Raw genomic sequence first — 17,998 nt, 5'->3', positions numbered from 1 at the left:
TACCGCCGTACTTGTCAACATACTTGGTAAACTCTTTGTGATTGATCAAACTCATCAACTGCGCAAAGACATATTTACCTCGATTCATTAGCTTCCCTCTTTTGGGCGCTAATTTGGCCTTCTTCGCAGGCGATTCAAATCGTTTCCGAAGAAAACCGTTGTAACTCATTGATAAACAGAAACCTTATGAAGGTTCCTTGTTTTTTAACCGGACACTACTGGTTTTTCATAATTGTTGATTTTAAAATATTGATGATGAAATGGATTAAAGTGGGGTGCTAATAACGCCCGAAAGAAGGCTAAGCAGAAAGGCCAATACGGCAAATATTGTTCTGATGATATGCCAACGGTTCCATGCTGTTTCGTAGGAGTGCCTGATGTCTTCCATTGCGGTAATATCCAGAATGGAGATGCGGATAAGGTCTAGCTCTTCATTCAATGGGACGTTACCGAAGACCGTCACGCCAAAAGTTCCTGTCAGGTAAGTAAGCGCAGCAAATAGCATCAAATAGAAAGCCATAGTTGCCTCTGTTTTGTACAAGTAATAGCTACTGAGCAGTAGCAATACGAGGCTACCAAAAAATAGGGTAAAGAAGGCTGGGTTTAGGATGGCCCGATTGATAGCCTGCATTACTTCCAGGTAGCTTTTGGTAGAAACTTTTTCTGTCCCGGGTATAACAGATACCTGCCAGGCATAAAATAGGCCCGCTGATAAGCCAGTTAACAGGATGGTTATTAATAACAGCACCCCTTTATAGGATAACTCCATGATTAATTGTTTTTAGAGATTTGAGTGATCAGCCATGCTTCAAGGCTGTTGTATTCTTCGGCCGTTAACTTGGTTTTTCTACCCTTGGGCATCCGCTTTTTTACTACTACCTGTTGATAGATTTTGGATGCAAACGATTCCATGTTATATGGTGTGAAGACCCGGCGAGGGTTCTGTTTGAGATGACAATGGTTACATTTATTGTCGAGAATCTCAAATGCAACCTGTTTGAGGTCGCTTTGATCTGAGGAGGCTTTTTCCTGCAAGTCTAAAGAGGAGTCTTTAGGTAAACTGGAAGTAGGAAATGCCGTGCAAAAAGTAAAAACAGCTAATAATTTAAGGCCGTTGAGAAGGAGAGTTTTCATCGTGCTCTGTATTCGTAAATTGATACTACAAAGCTGCGGTTACTTGCCTCATTTGACTAGTTCGAAAAGGATAGTTATTTGTTCGAAAGGGATAAAATAGGAGAAGTAGCTATCGTTTTATCAAATACGCTATTTTCTTATTTCACTAGGTCGGTACCCAAATTTTTTAGCGAAAGCATTAGAGAAAGAGCTAAGACTATCATAGCCTACATCCCATGCAACTTCTTGAACACTCAAATCCTCGTTACTCAAAAGGTGATGAGCTTTTGTAAGACGTTCATTTTGCAGGTATTTGAAAACGGGTACTCCGAACAGGGCTTTGAAATTCTTTTTTAGCTTGAAACTATTGAGGCCAATTTGTTTGGATAACTCAGAAAGGGAAGGTGGAGTCTCTAGATTATTCGATAATATCTCTTTGGCTTCATAGAGTTTTTCTCGCTCCTGAATTTTAATGGTGCTTGTTTTTGTACTTGCTAAATGGCCAAAGAAATGAGCTAATAGGGCCGTCATTTGACTACGAAAGAACATCATCTTCGTTTTTCCTTCGTAGCTATTGTTGAAAACCTGATCAAGAATACCCAACATAGGAGGCGACATGAAAAAATTAGGTCCCTCAACAAAATGGTCACTGGGATGAACAAGTTCGTGAAGTAATTGAGTAAACAACTCTCCTTCATGATTTGGTAGGGCCTGCAAATTGCTAATAGAGGTCGCAACTACAATACACTGTAGCGACTTTAGGGCCGAAATAGTATGGATAAATTGAACATGATCATCAGCATAGAAGGAAAGCGCTAGTCCTTTGGTGTGTTGGTAATCTTTTTGAGTATCACCATACTTAACCGTTAAACCAACATCACCTTCTCCATAAAAAGCAACTGCGATTAAGGGTTCATCAAAAACGCAGGCATCAATGGTTGTTTGTTGAGCATGAGATTCTTCTACCAGAATTATGTAGTCATTGATATTGACGATGTCACGTGTCATATGGCACTGAGGGAAGGTGTTTAAATTGTTATAAAGGTAAGCAATAACAGTAATCTAATACGGTGAGCAGGTAGATAGTTCTAATACCGGTAAGTGTTTAAAAAAGACTTTTTTTGAAAAAAAAGGGGATTGCATTCAACCTTAATCAATGTAGATACATTTATTGTAAAGACATTTGAAATAAAATCACTTTAAAAACACAATTATGAAACAGTTTAGCATCCTTTTCCTGGCTTTTGCAGCAATGACTTTAGCATTTACTAGCCCCGTAGAATCTACAATTGTAGATACTAAAGCTTCTGTTATTACTTGGAAAGGATACAAGGTCTTGGGCTCCCACACAGGAACGATCAAAATTAACAGCGGCGATTTGCAAATGCAGGATGGCCAATTGGTAGGTGGTTCCTTTACCATTGACATGAAAACCATCACTTGTACAGATTTGGAAGGAGAGTACAAAGGTAAATTAGAAGGCCACCTGAAGTCAGCTGACTTCTTTGGTGTAGACAAATACCCAACGGCCAATTTCAATATTACCAGTGTAGTAAGCCGTGGTACGCCAGGTGCTTATAAGATTACAGGGGATTTGAAGATAAAGGAAACGACCAAGCCTGTTCGTTTCAACGTAAATATTGGAGAAGAAGGCGGGCAGCAAATTGCTACTGGCGAAGTACAGATCGACCGTTCTGATTTTGATATTCGCTACGGTTCTGGCAGCTTTTTCGATAACCTTGGCGACAATACCATTTACGACGAATTTGATTTGAGTATTCGTTTGGTGTTGAACTAGAAAGGTATTAAGTACTTTGTATTAAAAACATGAGTCATCCCGAATTTTGATTGTCATCAAAACCCGTGCTGATCAACTGCAAAACCTATCGTTAAAGACGAAACCCCATGATTTCTACTAGTGAAATCATGGGGTTTTCTACAAAAAGTCGGATAAATCACTCTTTTGAGTTATTTACGGACTCTTTTTAAGTTAAGTCAGGCTGGATTTTGGCTAAGGCCAAAATTCGGGATGACTCATGTTTTTGGAGTGGTACAGTACTCAAAGTTAGAAGTGGGAAATCGAACGCACAAAAGTCGTAAATCCCGCACTTCAAAGTCGGAAGTCGTAAATCTGAGTTCGGAAGTACCCATCGCACCCCGCACAAAGCACCTTGCACGAGTACAGCACCTCGCACGAGCACCGCACCTCGCACCGGAAGTTGAGACACTATCCTTTAACCTCATTCTTCCCAGCCAAATCGAGGAAGAAAGCATATTGCAGGGCTACTTCTTTAAGGCGAGCAAAACGTCCGGAAGCACCACCGTGGCCAGCATCCATATTGGTATGCAAGAGCAATGGATTTTTATCTGTTTTTAGCTCTCGTAGTTTGGCGACCCATTTGGCGGGTTCCCAATACTGTACTTGTGAATCATGCAGGCCAGTGGTCACCAGCGTAGCCGGATAATCCTTGGCTTCTACCTGATCGTAAGGAGAGTAGGAGAGGATATAATCGTAATATTCCTTTTCGTTGGGGTTGCCCCACTCGTCATATTCACCAGTTGTTAGCGGAATACTCTCATCCAGCATGGTGGTAATGACATCTACAAAAGGTACCGCAGCTACCACACCTTTCCATAGGTCAGGACGCATATTCATCACGGCACCCATCAACAAACCTCCGGCACTACCACCTTGGGCGTAGAGCTGATCTTTGGCAGCATACTTTTCGGCAACAAGAAATTCACCACAATCAATAAAGTCGTTGAAGGTATTTTTCTTGTTTAGCAATTTACCATCCTCATACCAGTGGCGGCCCATCTCTTCTCCGCCGCGAATGTGAGCAATCGCAAAGGCAAAGCCGCGATTGAGCAAACTCAGGCGAGCAGAACTAAAGTAGGGATCCATGCTGGCACCATAAGAACCATACGCATAGAGCAGTAGTGGTTGGCTACCATCTTTCTTGAAATCCTTATGATAAACAATGCTAATAGGAACCGTAACACCATCACGCGCTTTGGCATAAAGGCGTTCAGAAACGTAGTCCGCAGTATTAAAACCACCTAGCACTTCCTGCTGCTTGAGCAGTTCCATTCCTTTGCTCTTCATGTTGTAATCATAGGTAGTAGGCGGCGTAGTCATCGACTGGTAGCCAATCCGAAGTACCTCTGTGTCAAACTCAGGATTTGTGCTGGTATAAGCCATGTAAGCATCTTCTCCAAAGTCGATGTAATGCTCCTTGCCTTCCCAGGGGCGAATACGTAGCTGGGTGATGCCATTTTTACGCTCACTCAAAACGAGGTAATCCTGGAAGATATCCATTCCCTCTAGTAGCACATCTTTACGGTGAGGGATAACTTCTTCCCAATTGTCCTTTGTCGTCGCATTTTCAGGTGTAGACATCAGGCGGAAGTTCAGCGCATCCATGTTGGTACGAATGTAGAACTTGTCGCCAAAGTGAGCGATGCCATACTCCAAACCACGCTCACGAGGCTGAATCATACGGAACTCTCCCGTAGGATTGTCGGCGTCCAATACCTGGTATTCCTGGCTCAGCGTTTGGTAAGCACCAATAATGATGTATTTCTTGGATTTCGATTTGTACACAAAAGCCGAGAAAGTATCATCTTGCTCTTCATAAATCAATACATCATCTGTACTAGGAGTCCCCAGGCGGTGACGGAAAATTTTCACCGGACGAAGTGTCTCGTCCTTCACCGCATAAAAAACGTGCTGGTTGTCATTGGCCCAGATGGCGCCGCCAGTAGTGTTGGGAATCCGGTCCTCGATCATTTCACCCGTCTTGAGGTTCTTGAAGCGGATAGTGTAAATCCGGCGACTGAGGGTGTCCTCTCCGTAGGCGAGTAGCTCATTGTTAGGGCTTACCGAGCGGCTGCCTACATTGAAGTAGCTAAAGTCCTTGGCCAACTCATTGACATTGAGCATGACCTCTTCTTCGGCTTCCAGCGTACCTTTCTTGCGGGAATAGACAGGGTATTCCTGGCCTTCTTTGTAGCTGGTAAGGTAGAAGTAACCATTGTCTTTATAAGGCACTGACTGATCATCTTCCTTGATGCGGCCTTTCATTTCTTCGAAGAGCTTATCCTGAAAGTCCTTCGTATGAGACATCATCTCGTCCTTATAGGTATTCTCTGCATTCAAAAACGAGATCACCTCGGGGTTCTCTCGTTCATTTAGCCAGTAGTAATTATCGGTGCGCGTATCACCATGAATAGTCAGTTCTTTCGGGATTTTAGTAGCTACAGGAGCTACGATGTCCATCTTTTGATACATGACTGATTCTTTGTTGTCCGTCATTTCTGCTTCAGGTTGGCAAGCGGTTAATAATAGCATTAAGCCGCTAAATAGGAAAATCAATCTCATTAACATAGTTTTTTGATGGTAAGTTGAATAATGGGGACTTCTTTAGGTTTACTAAAGTTAATCTCTTAATGACTCAATTGACATAAGAAGAAGGGAAAAGCTGTCAAGATCTATCCTTTTGCAGTGCATTGCTCGGTTTTATTAGGCGACTTATCTAAAAAAGAATTTTTAAAGCCCTCACTATGAAATCCTAAAGTTACCTTTGCGCCGATGCGCCTCCGGACTACATATAAGCAAATACTAACCATCTCTGCTCCCATCATGATTGGGAGTGCTGCTCAGAATATAATAACCCTGACAGACAGGATTTTTTTGTTCTACCTAGGGGTAGACGATTTTGCCAGTATTGGCTTTGTGAGCGTCTTTTATCTTATTGTCGCTGCCATTGGTTTTGGCTTCAGTCGTGGGGGGCAAATCCTGATTGCCCGCAGTGCTGGCGCCCGTCAGGATGTAGAAGCAGGACGTACCTTTCACTCGGTCTTTATGTTCGAGTTGTTTCTATCCGTGTTTCTTTTTCTCTTCATGACTTACGGTTGTTATTACCTTTTTGAGCTATTGGTAGACTCTGAGGTGGTTTTTGCCAAGAGCCTCGAATATGTCCATACCCGCAAGTGGGGCGTTTTCTTTTCCTACACGGGCGTGGCGCTTATCTCGCTTTACACGGGTATTGCTCGGCCAAAATTCCTGATTTACGACACGATATTGTTGGCTGTCGTGAATATTGTCCTCGATTATGTATTGATTTTTGGATACTGGGGGTTCCCTGAAATGGGGATTGCCGGAGCAGGACTAGCCTCCACATTGGCGGAAGTTGCCGCTTTTGTGGCCTTTGTTTTGTATATGATTTACGACAAAGAAAACCGTAGATACCAAATTTTCCGCTGGCCACAGATTGATTGGGCGCTCATCAAAGAGCAATACAAAATATCCATTCCCCTCGTCGCTCAGCCACTTATTGGCTTGGGAAGCTGGTTTCTATTTATGGCCATCATCGAAAACTTGGGCGAAGAAGCCCTGGCGATAACAATTTTGGCCCAAATGGTTTACCTCGTACTCTCTATTCCTACCTGGGGATTTTCAGCAGGAGTGGGCACTTTGGTAGGTGGGTTTATCGGCCACAAAAAGCGCCAGGCAGTTATCCCTATTGTCTGGAAAACCGGCATTTTCTCGCTCTTGGTAACCATGGCCATAACCATCCCTTTTTTAATGTTTCCCTACTCCGTTCTGACACCATTTTTGGGTGAGGAAGGAATTCCACTTATTCAAAAAGCGATACCGGTCTTCTACGTTTTGGCCGGCACACTATTTGTGTTTTCCTTGGGCAGCGTCGTCTTTAGCGGTGTTTCAGGTGTAGGAGCTTCCGCTTATGCCCTCAAAATCCAAACTTACGGCATCGTTTTCTATCTCGCTTACATCTACATCCTCGTCGAGTATTTTCAAACCAGCTTAGCTTGGGCCTGGGCGGTAGAGATTTTCTACTGGCTCATTGTTGGCCTTTGGTCTTTGTGGTACTTGTATTCCCGGCGTTGGCACGGCAAGTTGTAAGTATAAGCTATTTCATTTTGGGCCATGCCGTCGTTCCTCGGCACCGGGCTATCCACTGCTCCTTCATGCAGGGTCTGGAACCCTGCCCTACGTAGCAGTTACTATCCCTTGTCCTGCTCCTCCGTCCGCCGAGCTTCAGGCCTCTGCCTTGCGCGCTATTACGGGCCACGGCCCGCCCATATACCCCGCTGGCGGGGTCGGCTCGCAGAGACGGAGGGGACCGCGGGCGGAGGTGGCCTGCAGGGCTGGAGGTGGAATATCCACTACCGTTTAGAGCTCGTCAGAGGAAGGAAAGGCAAAGAGAAACCCTCTTAGTTGAATTACCGTATTGCGCTTTTAGATTAATTCCAAGCATAAGTCTTAAACAGCATTCACCCTGCCTCACACATCAATCTCCTGCGTTGATCCATTCCTCAAAGAAAAGCAGGTCAATAATACTAGTTTTACCCGTCTGTCAGATAGACTTTTGTACTTACAATCACGATACACATGTTAAAAACATTTTCGACCTTCAAATCCTGCAAGACGGTCTCGTTTTATCTTGGGTTACTCCTTCTATTTCTCCTTTCTACGTGTCAAAGCTATCCCTTGATTGCGTGGAAAAAGCCCATAAGCACCTCTATCATTGAGGTGACAAACGTTGTTCCAATGATAGCGGATACGAATAAAGTGATTTTATCAGGCTTAGTGACAGATCTGGAAACCGATGATCCCGTTCTCTTCGGAACGATGGCTGTTTACCACAAGGATCGCCTGCTAGGTGGCACCGAAACTGATTTTGATGGTCGGTTTCATTATCAGTTCAAGCAAACGCAGGACAGCTTCACTTATACGCTAGAGTTCACTTACCTTGGCATGCATTCGATGAGAATAGAAGACTTTAAGCTAGTCCAAGGAGACAGTAGCTACCTCGCAGTCAAGCTTGGGCATGACGAAGATTTTGGAAAACATCTAGGCCCATTTTGCCCATCCTGGCGGTTTCCACTGATCGAACAAGACAATACTACTTCCGGTCAGACTTTCACTAGCGATCAAATTCGCCGTAGTCCTACGAGGGGCAGGTGAGATTGAGTCTTGTAAGGATTATTTTGAACCATGTAAGAGTGGGAAGTATTCAGCGCACTCCGCACCCAAAAGGTGTAAGCGTTGAAAAAGTGTAAGTGTGTAAACGTTGGTTGTTTTCCGCACCTAGCACTCCGCACCTAGCACTCCGCACTTCACACCCAAAAGGTGTAAACGTTGAAAAAGTGTAAGTGTGTAAACGTTGGTTGTTTTCCGCACCTAGCACTCCGCACCTAGCCTCCGCACCTAGCACTCCGCACTTCGCACCCAAAAGGTGTAAGCGTTGAAAAAGTGTAAGTGTGTAAACGTTGGTTGTTTTCCGCACCTAGCACTCCGCACCTAGCCTCCGCACCTAGCACCTAGCACTCCGCACCTTTTGATGTACGTGTACCCAAAAAACTCATTTCATCGTCACCACCAATCCTTCCATCTGGTGGTACTGGCGTAGTTCGGCGAGGTAGTTATGGGCGTCTGTGGCCGAGTTGAAAGGAGCGACGATCACTCGGTTGATGATGCCACCATCTGGGCGTTGCTGCTGCATCACGAAGATACTATTAAATCCTTTGGCTTGTAATGCCATGACATGGCGCTCCGCATTGGTAAATTCACCGTAAGAAGCAAGCTGTACCGCATAAGGGCTGATGGCTGTTGTAAGAACAGCTACCTGACTATTGCTTGCCACGGGGCTACTACCAGACTTAGTAACAGCAGCTGGACGGTGATCATTTTGGTTCGATGGGTTGATGGCATTGCCCATCGCGTCGTAACCAGCAGGAGTGTCCTGTACTTGGTAGGTACGAATGATCTGATCGTGGCCAAAAGTGTTTTCTGTACGATAGGTTCTTGTGTAGGTGCTTTCTACCCCCTTCGCTGTCTGAAAATCTTGAGGCTTTTCTATCGGCGGCATGTAGTTGTATTCACTTACCGGGGAGCGTGCAGCGAGTTGGTTGGCCGACGCAGGGGCTTGGTAATTAGCCGGCGTAGGAGGGTTGTTGTTGCTAAAACCCATCACCGTCAAGTTGACTTTGGAGCGGCCAACCCTTAGAAGGTCAATTTGCTGAGCTGCAGCTCGACTGAGGTCGATGATACATTCGTCACAATAGGCACCACGGTCATTAATACGTACCGTTGTCGATAAGCCATTATCGAGGCGGGTAACTTTAACGATAGTCCCCAAGGGTAATTTCGGATGAGCAGCAGTCATCAAGTCGTGGCGATAAATCTCGCCTAGCGCTGTTGGGTTACCTTCAAGATAATCTGCATAAAAAAGGGCATAACCTGTTTGATCAATCAATGGATCATTGCTGGCAGCAGCTTGCTGGTCTTGTGGTGTATTCCACCGGAATGTTTGTGCCGACGAAATAGAAATAGTCCCGACAAGAATTAGTGTAGTGAGGAGAATTGTGCGCATGGAATTAATAGTTTTTGGTACAGTATCCTATTCAAAATAAAGCTTTTCGTCGATCTGCAAACGACTACCTGGCCCAATTTGGTATAAGCGTGCTACGTTTTCAATTGTCAGTTGCTCCACAAGTAGATATGCAGGGCCAAATTCAGGTTTCTTCTGGAAAACAACCATTCCTTGCAAACAGTTTTGTAGTTGACCGCGGCGTACGTAAAGCGTAGACTGGTCTTTACTGGCTAAGCCAATATTGCAGTCCGAAATACTGGCATCAATGAGGGTAATGTCGCTGGCCTCACCGGCGCTGACCCCTTTATCACCACAACCCTGCATTTCGACCTTCTCTAAGGTAATGATACTTCCCGAGAAATCCACGCCGTCGTTTCCTGTTTTTCGGAACGCACTCTCCTGGATTATGCCTTTACAGAAGTCTGCATCGAGGCCATCGGAGCTTGTGTTTTGAATAAGGCTATGCGTCATTTCAAAGGTTGATCGTACAATGTTTAGAGCATCTTCACTCTGGTTGTCCAGAAAACGGCATCCTACTATTTGGACGGCCGACTCGTAGAAAGTAACGGCTCCGGTAAGTTGCCAGTTGCCTTTGCGCAGGTTGCGCAGGTTGCGAAACACCACACCACGCAAGATAGATCCTGTAGGAGATTGTATTACCTGAAGGCCCTGGCCTGTTCCATCTTCAGACTGAATATAGATAGGGGTTTCTTCTTCGCCCAGTGCACGTACAGGGCCGTAGCTGATAATTGCAGCGGTGTTTTCTAAAAAGATATTGGCCCCGGCAGTAATCCGGAGTCCATAGCCTTTGGGGATGATGAGGTCGCGGCTAAACCGGTGCTCACCTGCGGGAATGGTAACCATTTGCGCTTCGATGTCCCAATGAAGTTGCTCAAAGTCCTCGGGTTTACTCCCCGTTTGGTAGGCCTGCGCCGAAATTTGTGTCGTTTGTGGTGGTTCCAGGCGCCTGATGGGGGCTGAAATGAGCGTATCCCAGCCTGGTAGCTGAAGAAAGATAAAGTTAGCCTGCTCTGGTACTTTTACCGGCTTCATGGAAGGAATATCCTGAAAGGCCAGAGCTTGTCTGTCCCAAAAATCAAGGCTTCGAAATGGTAATACTTCCGAATTGGTTTGCAGCTTGCTAAACATACTACGCACTGCACCCGCTGGCAGCCAGATTGGGGCAGGAAAGGTTCCCGTTTGGTAATCAGCGCTAGTACCATACCCTTTAAGTACAATCGGGAGGGTATGTGTATTTTCAATAAGGACTTCTTCCGGCGAAGTTTGGTAGCTGCGCAGCACGTTTTCCCGAAAGGGAAGTAAATGAGAACGCACAAAGGCAACCTCTTCTGCAAAGGTGTTTTGCTCGGGTTGATAATTTGGAAACTCCAGCTGTAACCACTGTAGTCGGGCTGTCCAGGCGGCTTCGTGTTTTCTAAAGAATGTTTCCCAGTTTTGGGGAAGGGTGAGGTCTTTTAAAACCGAGATGTAAGTGGTCATAAAAGCAGAATCCTGCAACAGGAATGCGGGTAAACTAGTGCTTTCGGGAGCCTCTCGGTGTAGCGTACCTTCGGCGAGAAAGTGGTAGCGGCGAGAAGGGGCATCAGCAAAGCCATCGAAGCCAATAGGTTCGAGTTTTGCGGTGATGGGGTTGTAGTAAAACCGCTGATTGTGCCAGACGATGCCGTGGTAGGCATTGAAAAGATCACAGCCTGCGTAATAGCGTGCAAGTAGCGGAAGATCGAAGATGTCTCCGGCACTTTTGTCGCCTTGGCGGTATTGTTCCAGCAGTGATAATGCGTCTTGTAGAAGGCGTGCCTGTGTTGTATCAGCTAGTAGTTCTTCTTCATTAAAGGCAGTGATAGGCGCATTGGCGGGGTTGTCGGCGCTGTAGTTACTGCCAGGTCGTACAAAACCATGGTGTGCAAACTGACGAGAAATGCCTGCCCAAAAACCATCTTCCTGGAATTTTACGATAGGGCCTTCACGCCGTTGCTGAGCCTCAACGAGTTGCTTCTCAAAGTGTTCCTCATAGGCGTAAATGCCGCGTGATTCTCCATTGATGATGAGTTCAATAAGGTCATATCGGGGAGTAAGTACACCGAGGTCCTGCCAGTATTGGTGCAGCAGCCATTCGTGTAGGTAATAGCGGGCCGCAGGGGTGTGAAGGCTAAAAGTACGCAAGCCCCGCCAGGCTTGTTGGCCTTTGAGTTTTATGCGGAAAGACCATTTATCACCACGAAGATGGTCGAGCCAGTCGCCTTTAAGGCGTAGTTTGACTTCGCGGGTGGTGTCGTTTTCGGATAGGGTAGCATCGACCCAGTCTCCTTCTCCGGTTTGTAAGAGTCCCTTTCGGAGTGCTTCGTCTCGTTTTTCTTCTAGCTGGCCCAGTGCTTTGTCATCTAGTCGAAGTTGTATCTGTGTTGGTTGGAAGGCGCTGGCATCCCATTGGGTGACTTTTTCAATCCGCAGATCATCAAAAAAGACTTGCTGGCTGCCATTGGTATAAACGTAAATACTCAGTTCTTGAGGAGCATTCTGAAAAGGGATATTGAAACGGACAAGGTGTTGTTCCCAACCTTTTTGGTCTTGGGTCGTAGCCGCAGCGGTTTCTTCATAAAAACCTGCAGGTTCTCGTCCTTGGATGGCTAGTTTGCCGCTTTTTTGGCTGTTGCCAAAACTCCAAACACTTACCTCGTAGACTTCGCCGGGTTGCACGTCGCGCAAGTTGACGGTGAAGCCATAATGGTTTTGGCCATCTGCTGGTAAAGAAATAGAGTAGCGACCATTGCGGGCTCGTTCTCTGGTGCGGTAAGTGGCTCCTGAAAATTGATAATCGTTATGGACAAAGTATTCCCCTTGCTGTTGTTCGGCACCACAGCTTAGTAGCGTCGATTTGGAGGCTGAGGGACTTGAGGGGCGCCACAATAACGAAAAGAGTAGCGCACCGGATAGTAGTAATCCGGCAGCTAAGAGCAGACGTTCTCGCCGCAAAGGGGAAGGACCTTGTGCCGGAGTAAGCCGCATCAGACGATGAGTTCTGGTTGTTCAAGCAGGGAAAGACGAGTGCCCTCGGATAAATTGCGGATTTCCTTTTGCAGCTTGTTCAGTTGTTCTGGGCTATCTGCCCGAGCAACAAAAGACAGATCCAGGCCTTTTTCGAGGGTGTCTAACCGCTTAAGTTCTACATAAGGTAAGTGCGCAATGAGTACCGCAGAGACTTTTTCCAGGTCATCGAGGTCAGTACTGATATTTATGAACAGTCGACCAGCATTACCTTTTGTTTCTCCATTGATCAACTTGCTGATCCAGAGAACCGCCAGGATAACGACAATAGCAATACCTGCGAGGATAGGTTGGTTGGCACCGCAGGCAAGGCCCACGCCAATCGTCATAAAGAGATAGACAAGCTCTTCAGGGTCCTTGATGGCTGCCCGGAAGCGGACAATAGAAAGTGCTCCGACCAGCCCCAGTGAAAGCGCAATTGAGGATTTGACAATCATAATGATCAGCAAGGTGCCCAATGCCAAAGGCAGGAAGTTGTTGGCAAACCGCCGTCGGTTGGATATCGCATTGCCGAAATGGATATAGAATAGACGAAGTATCCCTGCCAGTATGCTGGCAATCAGGATATTGAGTAGAAATTCGCTGAGTGGAACATTGTTACTGAATTCCTGGATGTAACGTTCCTGAAGCTCTTGTAAAAATTGCATGCAGATTGCTTTGTCGCAAAAATACGAAAGCCATCCGGGGATTCCGAAAATGTTTCAAAACTATATAGGAACAAAAAACATTAACTTGATAGGTAAGGAAAATATTTAGGAGCTGCTGAAAAAATCTTAGCTTTGATTTATGCGTAGTATAGATGTTATTCGACTGGCTTTAATTGGAGGTGTGGTACTGCTATCCCTTCTTTTTTTGATCCGTGTATTACCGGTTGTCAGGTTTTTACTGATTATTATCTTGGTGGTCTTGCTGGCTATGGTGTTGGTGTATTTTTTTACGAATACCTTGAAGGAGAAAAAGGCCCAAAAAGCTTACGAAGGCACAACAGCAGGCCAAATTACGGGCAAAATTACGGATTGTGAAGGCCAATTGTCGCGATTGAAAGAAGAACGGGCCAATATAGAGAAAAGCCTCCGCGACTTAAAGCAAAAACTTAGAGGCGCTGCAAAACTAAATGCAGGAATAAAATCGCAAACGGAACATTTGGTTCAAGGTTTTGAACAAGAGTTGCAACTGCGTAATACCAAGATCGTTTTCTATGAGCAGTGCCTACAAAAGTTGAACACCTTATTAAAACAGCATGAACTGCTTACCGCTCTTGAAGAGAAAAAGGCGGAGCTGGACAAATACCGGGAAAAGCATTACGATGAGTTGGCAAAGATGGAAAACCTACGCTGGGAAGTAGAACGCGAAACCGTCTCGCTGGAAACTATCCAGGATCTATCGACCCGGATGCAGCGAAGTGAGCAGTTGGACGACGTCTTGCATTTGCAGAAAGAGTTGGAAAAAATGCTTGCGCCGTGAAGAGACCGAAAAGGCCAATAATTAAGCTCGGCGTTATTATTGCATTAGTGCTCCTTATCATTACAGCCTGCCAACCACCAGCTCCGGCGGTAGGAGATTCTTCTCAACAATTCATCTTTCTTGGACATCCCTACGATTGGCTGACAGAAAATCGGATTGATCCCCGGTTGGAGCTACTTGATTTTTCTCAATATCAGGGGGTGTGGTTAGGAGGTGATGTATGTGCGCGCACCAGCAAATCGCCAGCTACACTGGCTTATCTTGATAGCCTTTTTGACCTAAAGAGCCTCGAAACCCAGTGGGCCTGGGGAAATCATGATTTATTGGAAGGTGACACTGATTTACTCCTCCAAGCTACCGACCGCCCTGCTTATACGACCCATTGGCAGGATGGCTTGCAGCTTATTGTTTTAAATACCAATCTATTTTGGCATCACCCCTGGGGCCCTGCTCAGGAAGACTGTGAAGAGAAAGCGGCTCAGTTGCATTGGCTAAAGTCGGTTTTAGATACAGTACAGGCGGCATCTCACCTGGTACTACTGCATCACCACGGCCTTTTTAATGAGTTGAAAATCAACGAGAAAGGTGACACCCTTTTATTGGACAATGTTAGCGCTATGCCAGTTCGGCCAGATTGCCGGAAGGGAGGAGACTTTACGGCTGAAATCTACCCGCGTTTAAAAGCTATTCGACAACGAGGGATTCAGGTTGTTTCCATCAGCGGTGATGTTGGTATGGTTAGTAAAGGTTACTCGATCACAACACCTGATAGTATTCACCTGATAGGTTCGGGAATCAATAATAGCTTAGATAAACAGTATCCTCCTGATTACGTCAAAAATTTCCAACCTGATTCCATCTTGCTGATTCAATTTGAGCCTAAGACGCCTGCTTTAAGTTGGCAGTTTGTTTGCTTGTCTTCCCTTATTCAAGAGCAGGTTTCTAGAGCATCACTGAATAGCCTACCTGCCAGAACCCGCTTGTTGTTAGCCAATGATTGACAAAGATCAGTCCTATTTCTGACTGACGTCATCACACTTCCTATTGAATTCGTAGATATTACCGTAAATATTTTTCTAAGGCTATTAGCTGGCTTAGGCCAATAGCGAATTGCCGGAGAATCAAAATCTTACGTTATGCTTATTCATTCTACCCGAACCGTAGGCGAATTACAGGGGGAGTTCCATGTGGCATTTCCTGGTCTGAAAATAAAATTCTACAAAAAAGAACATCAGGATCATGAGGGTTCGCCTAAAAAGACGGAATACCAAGATAACCTTTCTCTGGGCGAGATCAGTCCTAATTTGTTAGATGGAGAAATACAGTTGGATGCAGAAAAGCCAGTGGCCGACTTTGAGCAAGAAATGGAGACACGTTTTGGGCTACACGTTCAGGTGTTTCGTCGGTCCAATGATTTGTGGCTCCAGACAACGTCTACAGATGATTGGACATTAGGCGTGCAGAATAGGAAAGGTCTTCATTCAATACAGGCGGTTTAAAAAAAATATCAATCATGGAAGCAATAAAAGAAAAACTAAGCGGCTGGGAAACAGAAGGAATTCCCGCTTTAGAAGTCAAGCAATTATTAATGGGCCTTGAAATGGGAGGCGCGGATGAAGCACTCCTACAGTATTTGGATTTTCTTTCAGGAATCATCCCCGTAAATGCTGGTTTTTTCCTTCATGTAGTGCCTGAGTTTGACCTTTTGACGCCCATGTTCCGCAAAGAGGTAATGCCACTGAGTGGCGTGAATATACTCAAGGAAACCTTGGTCAATCGTATGGGAGGTGAAATTAGTAGACTCTTAACGAACGGTAGAATCAAGAACGTAAAATACAAGGTAGACGAAGGTAGCCCATTGGAGGAGTTACTGATAGAAGCGGAGGCATTAACGCCAGATTTGGTGGTTATTGGCCAAAAACGTTTTGCTAATAGCCACGGTATATTGGCAAAAAACCTGGCTCGCAAGGTTACTTCTAATGCATTGGTTATTCCCGAGCAGGCAAGAAGAAGCCTACGTACTATTCTGGTTCCTGTTGATTTTTCAGCGTACTCGGCCCGTGCTTTGAAGGCCGCTGTTGCTATCAATAAACGCTTAGAAGAACCAGCACGGATTTTGGCGCTTAACGTATATGAGATGCCTAATGTATCTGCTTATATGATGAGCAAAACCGAAACGGAATTTCGCAAAATGGTGGAGGAAGATCGCATGGCGGCCTTTGATGCGTTTATTGCGACTCACTTGTCTGAAGGGGAAGAAAATGTTGAGCAACAATTGGTTGAAAAAGACCGACCAGGTATTGCTCACTACGTCATGGATTATGCTAAAGAACAGGACGTCGACTTCATCGTTATGGGCGCGCGTGGTCACTCCAAAGTAGAGTTGTTACTATTGGGAAGTGTTACGGAAAGTGTACTTGCCGGCAATAAGCATATCCCTACGCTAGTCGTGAAGTAAAGACGGTAATTGCTGTTGAAGCAATTGGTTGAAATAATTATATGCTGGTTATTGGGCGACGGTTCAGGTAGGAATTACCAGGATTGTCGCCCACCTTATTTAGGGAATAGCTACTGTTATATCGAGGGGTCCATGCGTTCAAAATAATCACAAACCTCAAAGATGAGCTTGCTATCCAGGAGTTTGCGAAACTCCGCAATGTTGGGTGAAATGAGGTAACGGGTGTGTTCTGGTGTTGAAACATCCTCCACGGGGGTGATAGCTTTCAGTTGGTCCAGGTCCTCAGGAAGCTGAGTGGTCCAGAGGGTTAGGTTTCCTTGTTCATCTTTACTGAGTATACTCGTTTCCCAGTGCTTATTTTCGAGTTTTCGATTCAGCACTTGGTGGCCTTTGTAATATTTGAGTACCTGTTTGGGGCCAATTTGAAAGAGAGTATCAGCTATAAAAAAGGAACCAGTAACGATTTCACCATCCAGGTATTCAATGGGAACGGGGAGGTCCAATTCTTCAATATAGAGGTATTCACCATCAATATAAATGCCCTTTGTCTCTTTGATTTCATCTAGCGTGGATTCGAACTGAATGTGACGCTCTTTAATGATGGTTTTTTCTCCAATTCTAACGGTTGCTGAATCACCGGTACACAGGTAAATACCTTGGTACGTTTTCTGGAAATGTGTACTGGAAGGGACGACGTCAGGCTGAGCTTCTGTAAAAACTACAGGAGGTTCACAGCTGAAAACGCCTAACAAAAGTAGCAGAAGAGGGAGAAGATCATGGATTTTCATGATAGCTGTTTTTTAGTGAAGGAATTATAAATTAAGTTCTTAAAAAACAATGAGTTATGGTCTGATGAGTGTCAGGAGGGGTATTGATTTTTGTCAGGGAGTGTAAAATGCGAATGAGCAAAATCATGGCTTTAGGTGATGATTATTAGGTTTTTGGAGCAGGCAAATCAATAATTTTACACTAACCAAATAAGGAATCATGGACACTAACCGCCGTTTAGGAGATATTATGACTACCAATGTCATCACTGTGCACCTGACCACGACGATGGATGTAGTGAGTGATATCTTTGAGAAGAAAAATATCCACCACCTGCCGGTTGTTGAAAAAGACGGTACAGTAGTTGGTATGATTAGTAAGTCGGATTATTACCAGCTACAGGATTCGTTTACGCTCTTTAAACGAGCGGCCGCAGAACGAATTAACCAAGCTGTGTTCCGTTCATTATTGGCTAGCGAAGTAATGAGCAAGCAGGTTGCAGTACTAAATCCTGACGATAGTGTGTTGATGGCTGCCGGATATTTCCGAGAAAACCTTTTCCACGCTATTCCAATTGTCGATGAGCATCATCGTATTTTAGGAATTGTTACCACCTATGATTTACTGAATTACGCTTTTCAGGATGCTGCAATTGCTAACTGACTAATACGATAAAAGCGCGCTAAAGACTAAGTTTATAATGATGAATAATTTTGAAGCCGTAGTACCT

Annotated in this window: 16 protein-coding genes; 8 read left to right on the top strand and 8 right to left on the bottom strand. The window is 45.0% G+C overall.

Annotated features, from left to right (window positions below; all coding sequences use genetic code 11):
• Window positions 1-265: 265 nt before the first annotated feature.
• The 3 genes from ACRBG0_RS22775 to ACRBG0_RS22765 all read right to left on the bottom strand — a co-directional run bounded on the left by ACRBG0_RS22775 (window position 266) and on the right by ACRBG0_RS22765 (window position 2,121).
• On the bottom strand, window positions 266-769 hold the full coding sequence (locus ACRBG0_RS22775; protein ID WP_431489148.1) for a DUF1772 domain-containing protein: 504 nt from the start codon (window positions 767-769) through the stop codon (window positions 266-268).
• Between the two features lie 2 nt (window positions 770-771).
• On the bottom strand, window positions 772-1,134 hold the full coding sequence (locus tag ACRBG0_RS22770) for a hypothetical protein (protein WP_431489147.1): 363 nt from the start codon (window positions 1,132-1,134) through the stop codon (window positions 772-774).
• Window positions 1,135-1,263: 129 nt separating this feature from the next.
• The gene (locus ACRBG0_RS22765; protein WP_431489146.1) at window positions 1,264-2,121 is read right to left on the bottom strand and encodes a helix-turn-helix domain-containing protein; all 858 of its coding nucleotides are present in this window, start codon (window positions 2,119-2,121) and stop codon (window positions 1,264-1,266) included.
• A 205-nt stretch (window positions 2,122-2,326) separates the two neighbouring features.
• On the opposite strand from ACRBG0_RS22765, the gene ACRBG0_RS22760 reads away from it, so the two are divergent.
• Complete coding sequence (locus ACRBG0_RS22760; RefSeq protein WP_431489145.1) at window positions 2,327-2,911, top strand: YceI family protein; 585 nt, start codon at window positions 2,327-2,329, stop codon at window positions 2,909-2,911.
• Between the two features lie 429 nt (window positions 2,912-3,340).
• Here ACRBG0_RS22760 and ACRBG0_RS22755 read toward each other — a convergent pair whose 3' ends face one another.
• Entirely contained in the window at window positions 3,341-5,494 is a 2,154-nt protein-coding gene (locus tag ACRBG0_RS22755; RefSeq protein WP_431489144.1) for a S9 family peptidase, read from the bottom strand.
• Between the two features lie 210 nt (window positions 5,495-5,704).
• Here ACRBG0_RS22755 and ACRBG0_RS22750 point away from each other — a divergent pair, with 210 nt between their 5' ends.
• A complete protein-coding gene (locus ACRBG0_RS22750; protein ID WP_431489143.1) occupies window positions 5,705-7,039 on the top strand; it encodes an MATE family efflux transporter in 1,335 nt (444 codons plus the stop codon).
• A gap of 648 nt (window positions 7,040-7,687) precedes the next feature.
• Window positions 7,688-8,104 (top strand): hypothetical protein, encoded by a 417-nt coding sequence (locus ACRBG0_RS22745; RefSeq protein WP_431489142.1) that lies wholly within the window; start codon window positions 7,688-7,690, stop codon window positions 8,102-8,104.
• Between the two features lie 397 nt (window positions 8,105-8,501).
• Here the strand turns inward: ACRBG0_RS22745 and ACRBG0_RS22740 are convergent, their stop codons facing one another.
• Genes ACRBG0_RS22740 through ACRBG0_RS22730 form a run of 3 tightly spaced genes read right to left on the bottom strand, consistent with a single transcriptional unit; the run spans window position 8,502 to window position 13,225 of the window.
• Window positions 8,502-9,512, bottom strand: coding sequence for a septal ring lytic transglycosylase RlpA family protein (locus ACRBG0_RS22740; protein ID WP_431489141.1), 1,011 nt, complete (start codon window positions 9,510-9,512; stop codon window positions 8,502-8,504).
• 27 nt (window positions 9,513-9,539) lie between these two features.
• Window positions 9,540-12,539 carry a CotH kinase family protein gene (locus ACRBG0_RS22735; protein ID WP_431489140.1) on the bottom strand — a complete coding sequence of 1,000 codons (3,000 nt, stop codon included), beginning with the start codon at window positions 12,537-12,539 and terminating at the stop codon, window positions 9,540-9,542.
• Window positions 12,539-13,225 (bottom strand): DUF4956 domain-containing protein, encoded by a 687-nt coding sequence (locus tag ACRBG0_RS22730; protein ID WP_431489139.1) that lies wholly within the window; start codon window positions 13,223-13,225, stop codon window positions 12,539-12,541. Before ACRBG0_RS22730 ends, ACRBG0_RS22735 begins: the two co-directional genes overlap by 1 nt.
• Window positions 13,226-13,364: 139 nt before the next feature.
• On the opposite strand from ACRBG0_RS22730, the gene ACRBG0_RS22725 reads away from it, so the two are divergent.
• From ACRBG0_RS22725 to ACRBG0_RS22710, 4 genes are all read left to right on the top strand, one after another.
• Window positions 13,365-14,042 carry a hypothetical protein gene (locus ACRBG0_RS22725; protein WP_431489138.1) on the top strand — a complete coding sequence of 226 codons (678 nt, stop codon included), beginning with the start codon at window positions 13,365-13,367 and terminating at the stop codon, window positions 14,040-14,042.
• Window positions 14,039-15,043 (top strand): hypothetical protein, encoded by a 1,005-nt coding sequence (locus ACRBG0_RS22720; protein WP_431489137.1) that lies wholly within the window; start codon window positions 14,039-14,041, stop codon window positions 15,041-15,043. Before ACRBG0_RS22725 ends, ACRBG0_RS22720 begins: the two co-directional genes overlap by 4 nt.
• A gap of 135 nt (window positions 15,044-15,178) precedes the next feature.
• Complete coding sequence (locus ACRBG0_RS22715) at window positions 15,179-15,541, top strand: hypothetical protein (RefSeq protein ID WP_431489136.1); 363 nt, start codon at window positions 15,179-15,181, stop codon at window positions 15,539-15,541.
• A 14-nt stretch (window positions 15,542-15,555) separates the two neighbouring features.
• Window positions 15,556-16,500, top strand: coding sequence for a universal stress protein (locus ACRBG0_RS22710; protein ID WP_431489135.1), 945 nt, complete (start codon window positions 15,556-15,558; stop codon window positions 16,498-16,500).
• Window positions 16,501-16,616: 116 nt separating this feature from the next.
• Here the strand turns inward: ACRBG0_RS22710 and ACRBG0_RS22705 are convergent, their stop codons facing one another.
• Entirely contained in the window at window positions 16,617-17,288 is a 672-nt protein-coding gene (locus ACRBG0_RS22705; RefSeq protein ID WP_431489134.1) for a hypothetical protein, read from the bottom strand.
• A 199-nt stretch (window positions 17,289-17,487) separates the two neighbouring features.
• On the opposite strand from ACRBG0_RS22705, the gene ACRBG0_RS22700 reads away from it, so the two are divergent.
• A complete protein-coding gene (locus tag ACRBG0_RS22700) occupies window positions 17,488-17,931 on the top strand; it encodes a CBS domain-containing protein (RefSeq protein ID WP_431489133.1) in 444 nt (147 codons plus the stop codon).
• Window positions 17,932-17,998 lie beyond the last annotated feature (67 nt).

This window comes from Lewinella sp. (assembly GCF_050633125.1).
GTDB lineage: Bacteria > Bacteroidota > Bacteroidia > Chitinophagales > Saprospiraceae > Lewinella.
This window is presented reverse-complemented; position numbering and strand designations above follow the sequence as displayed.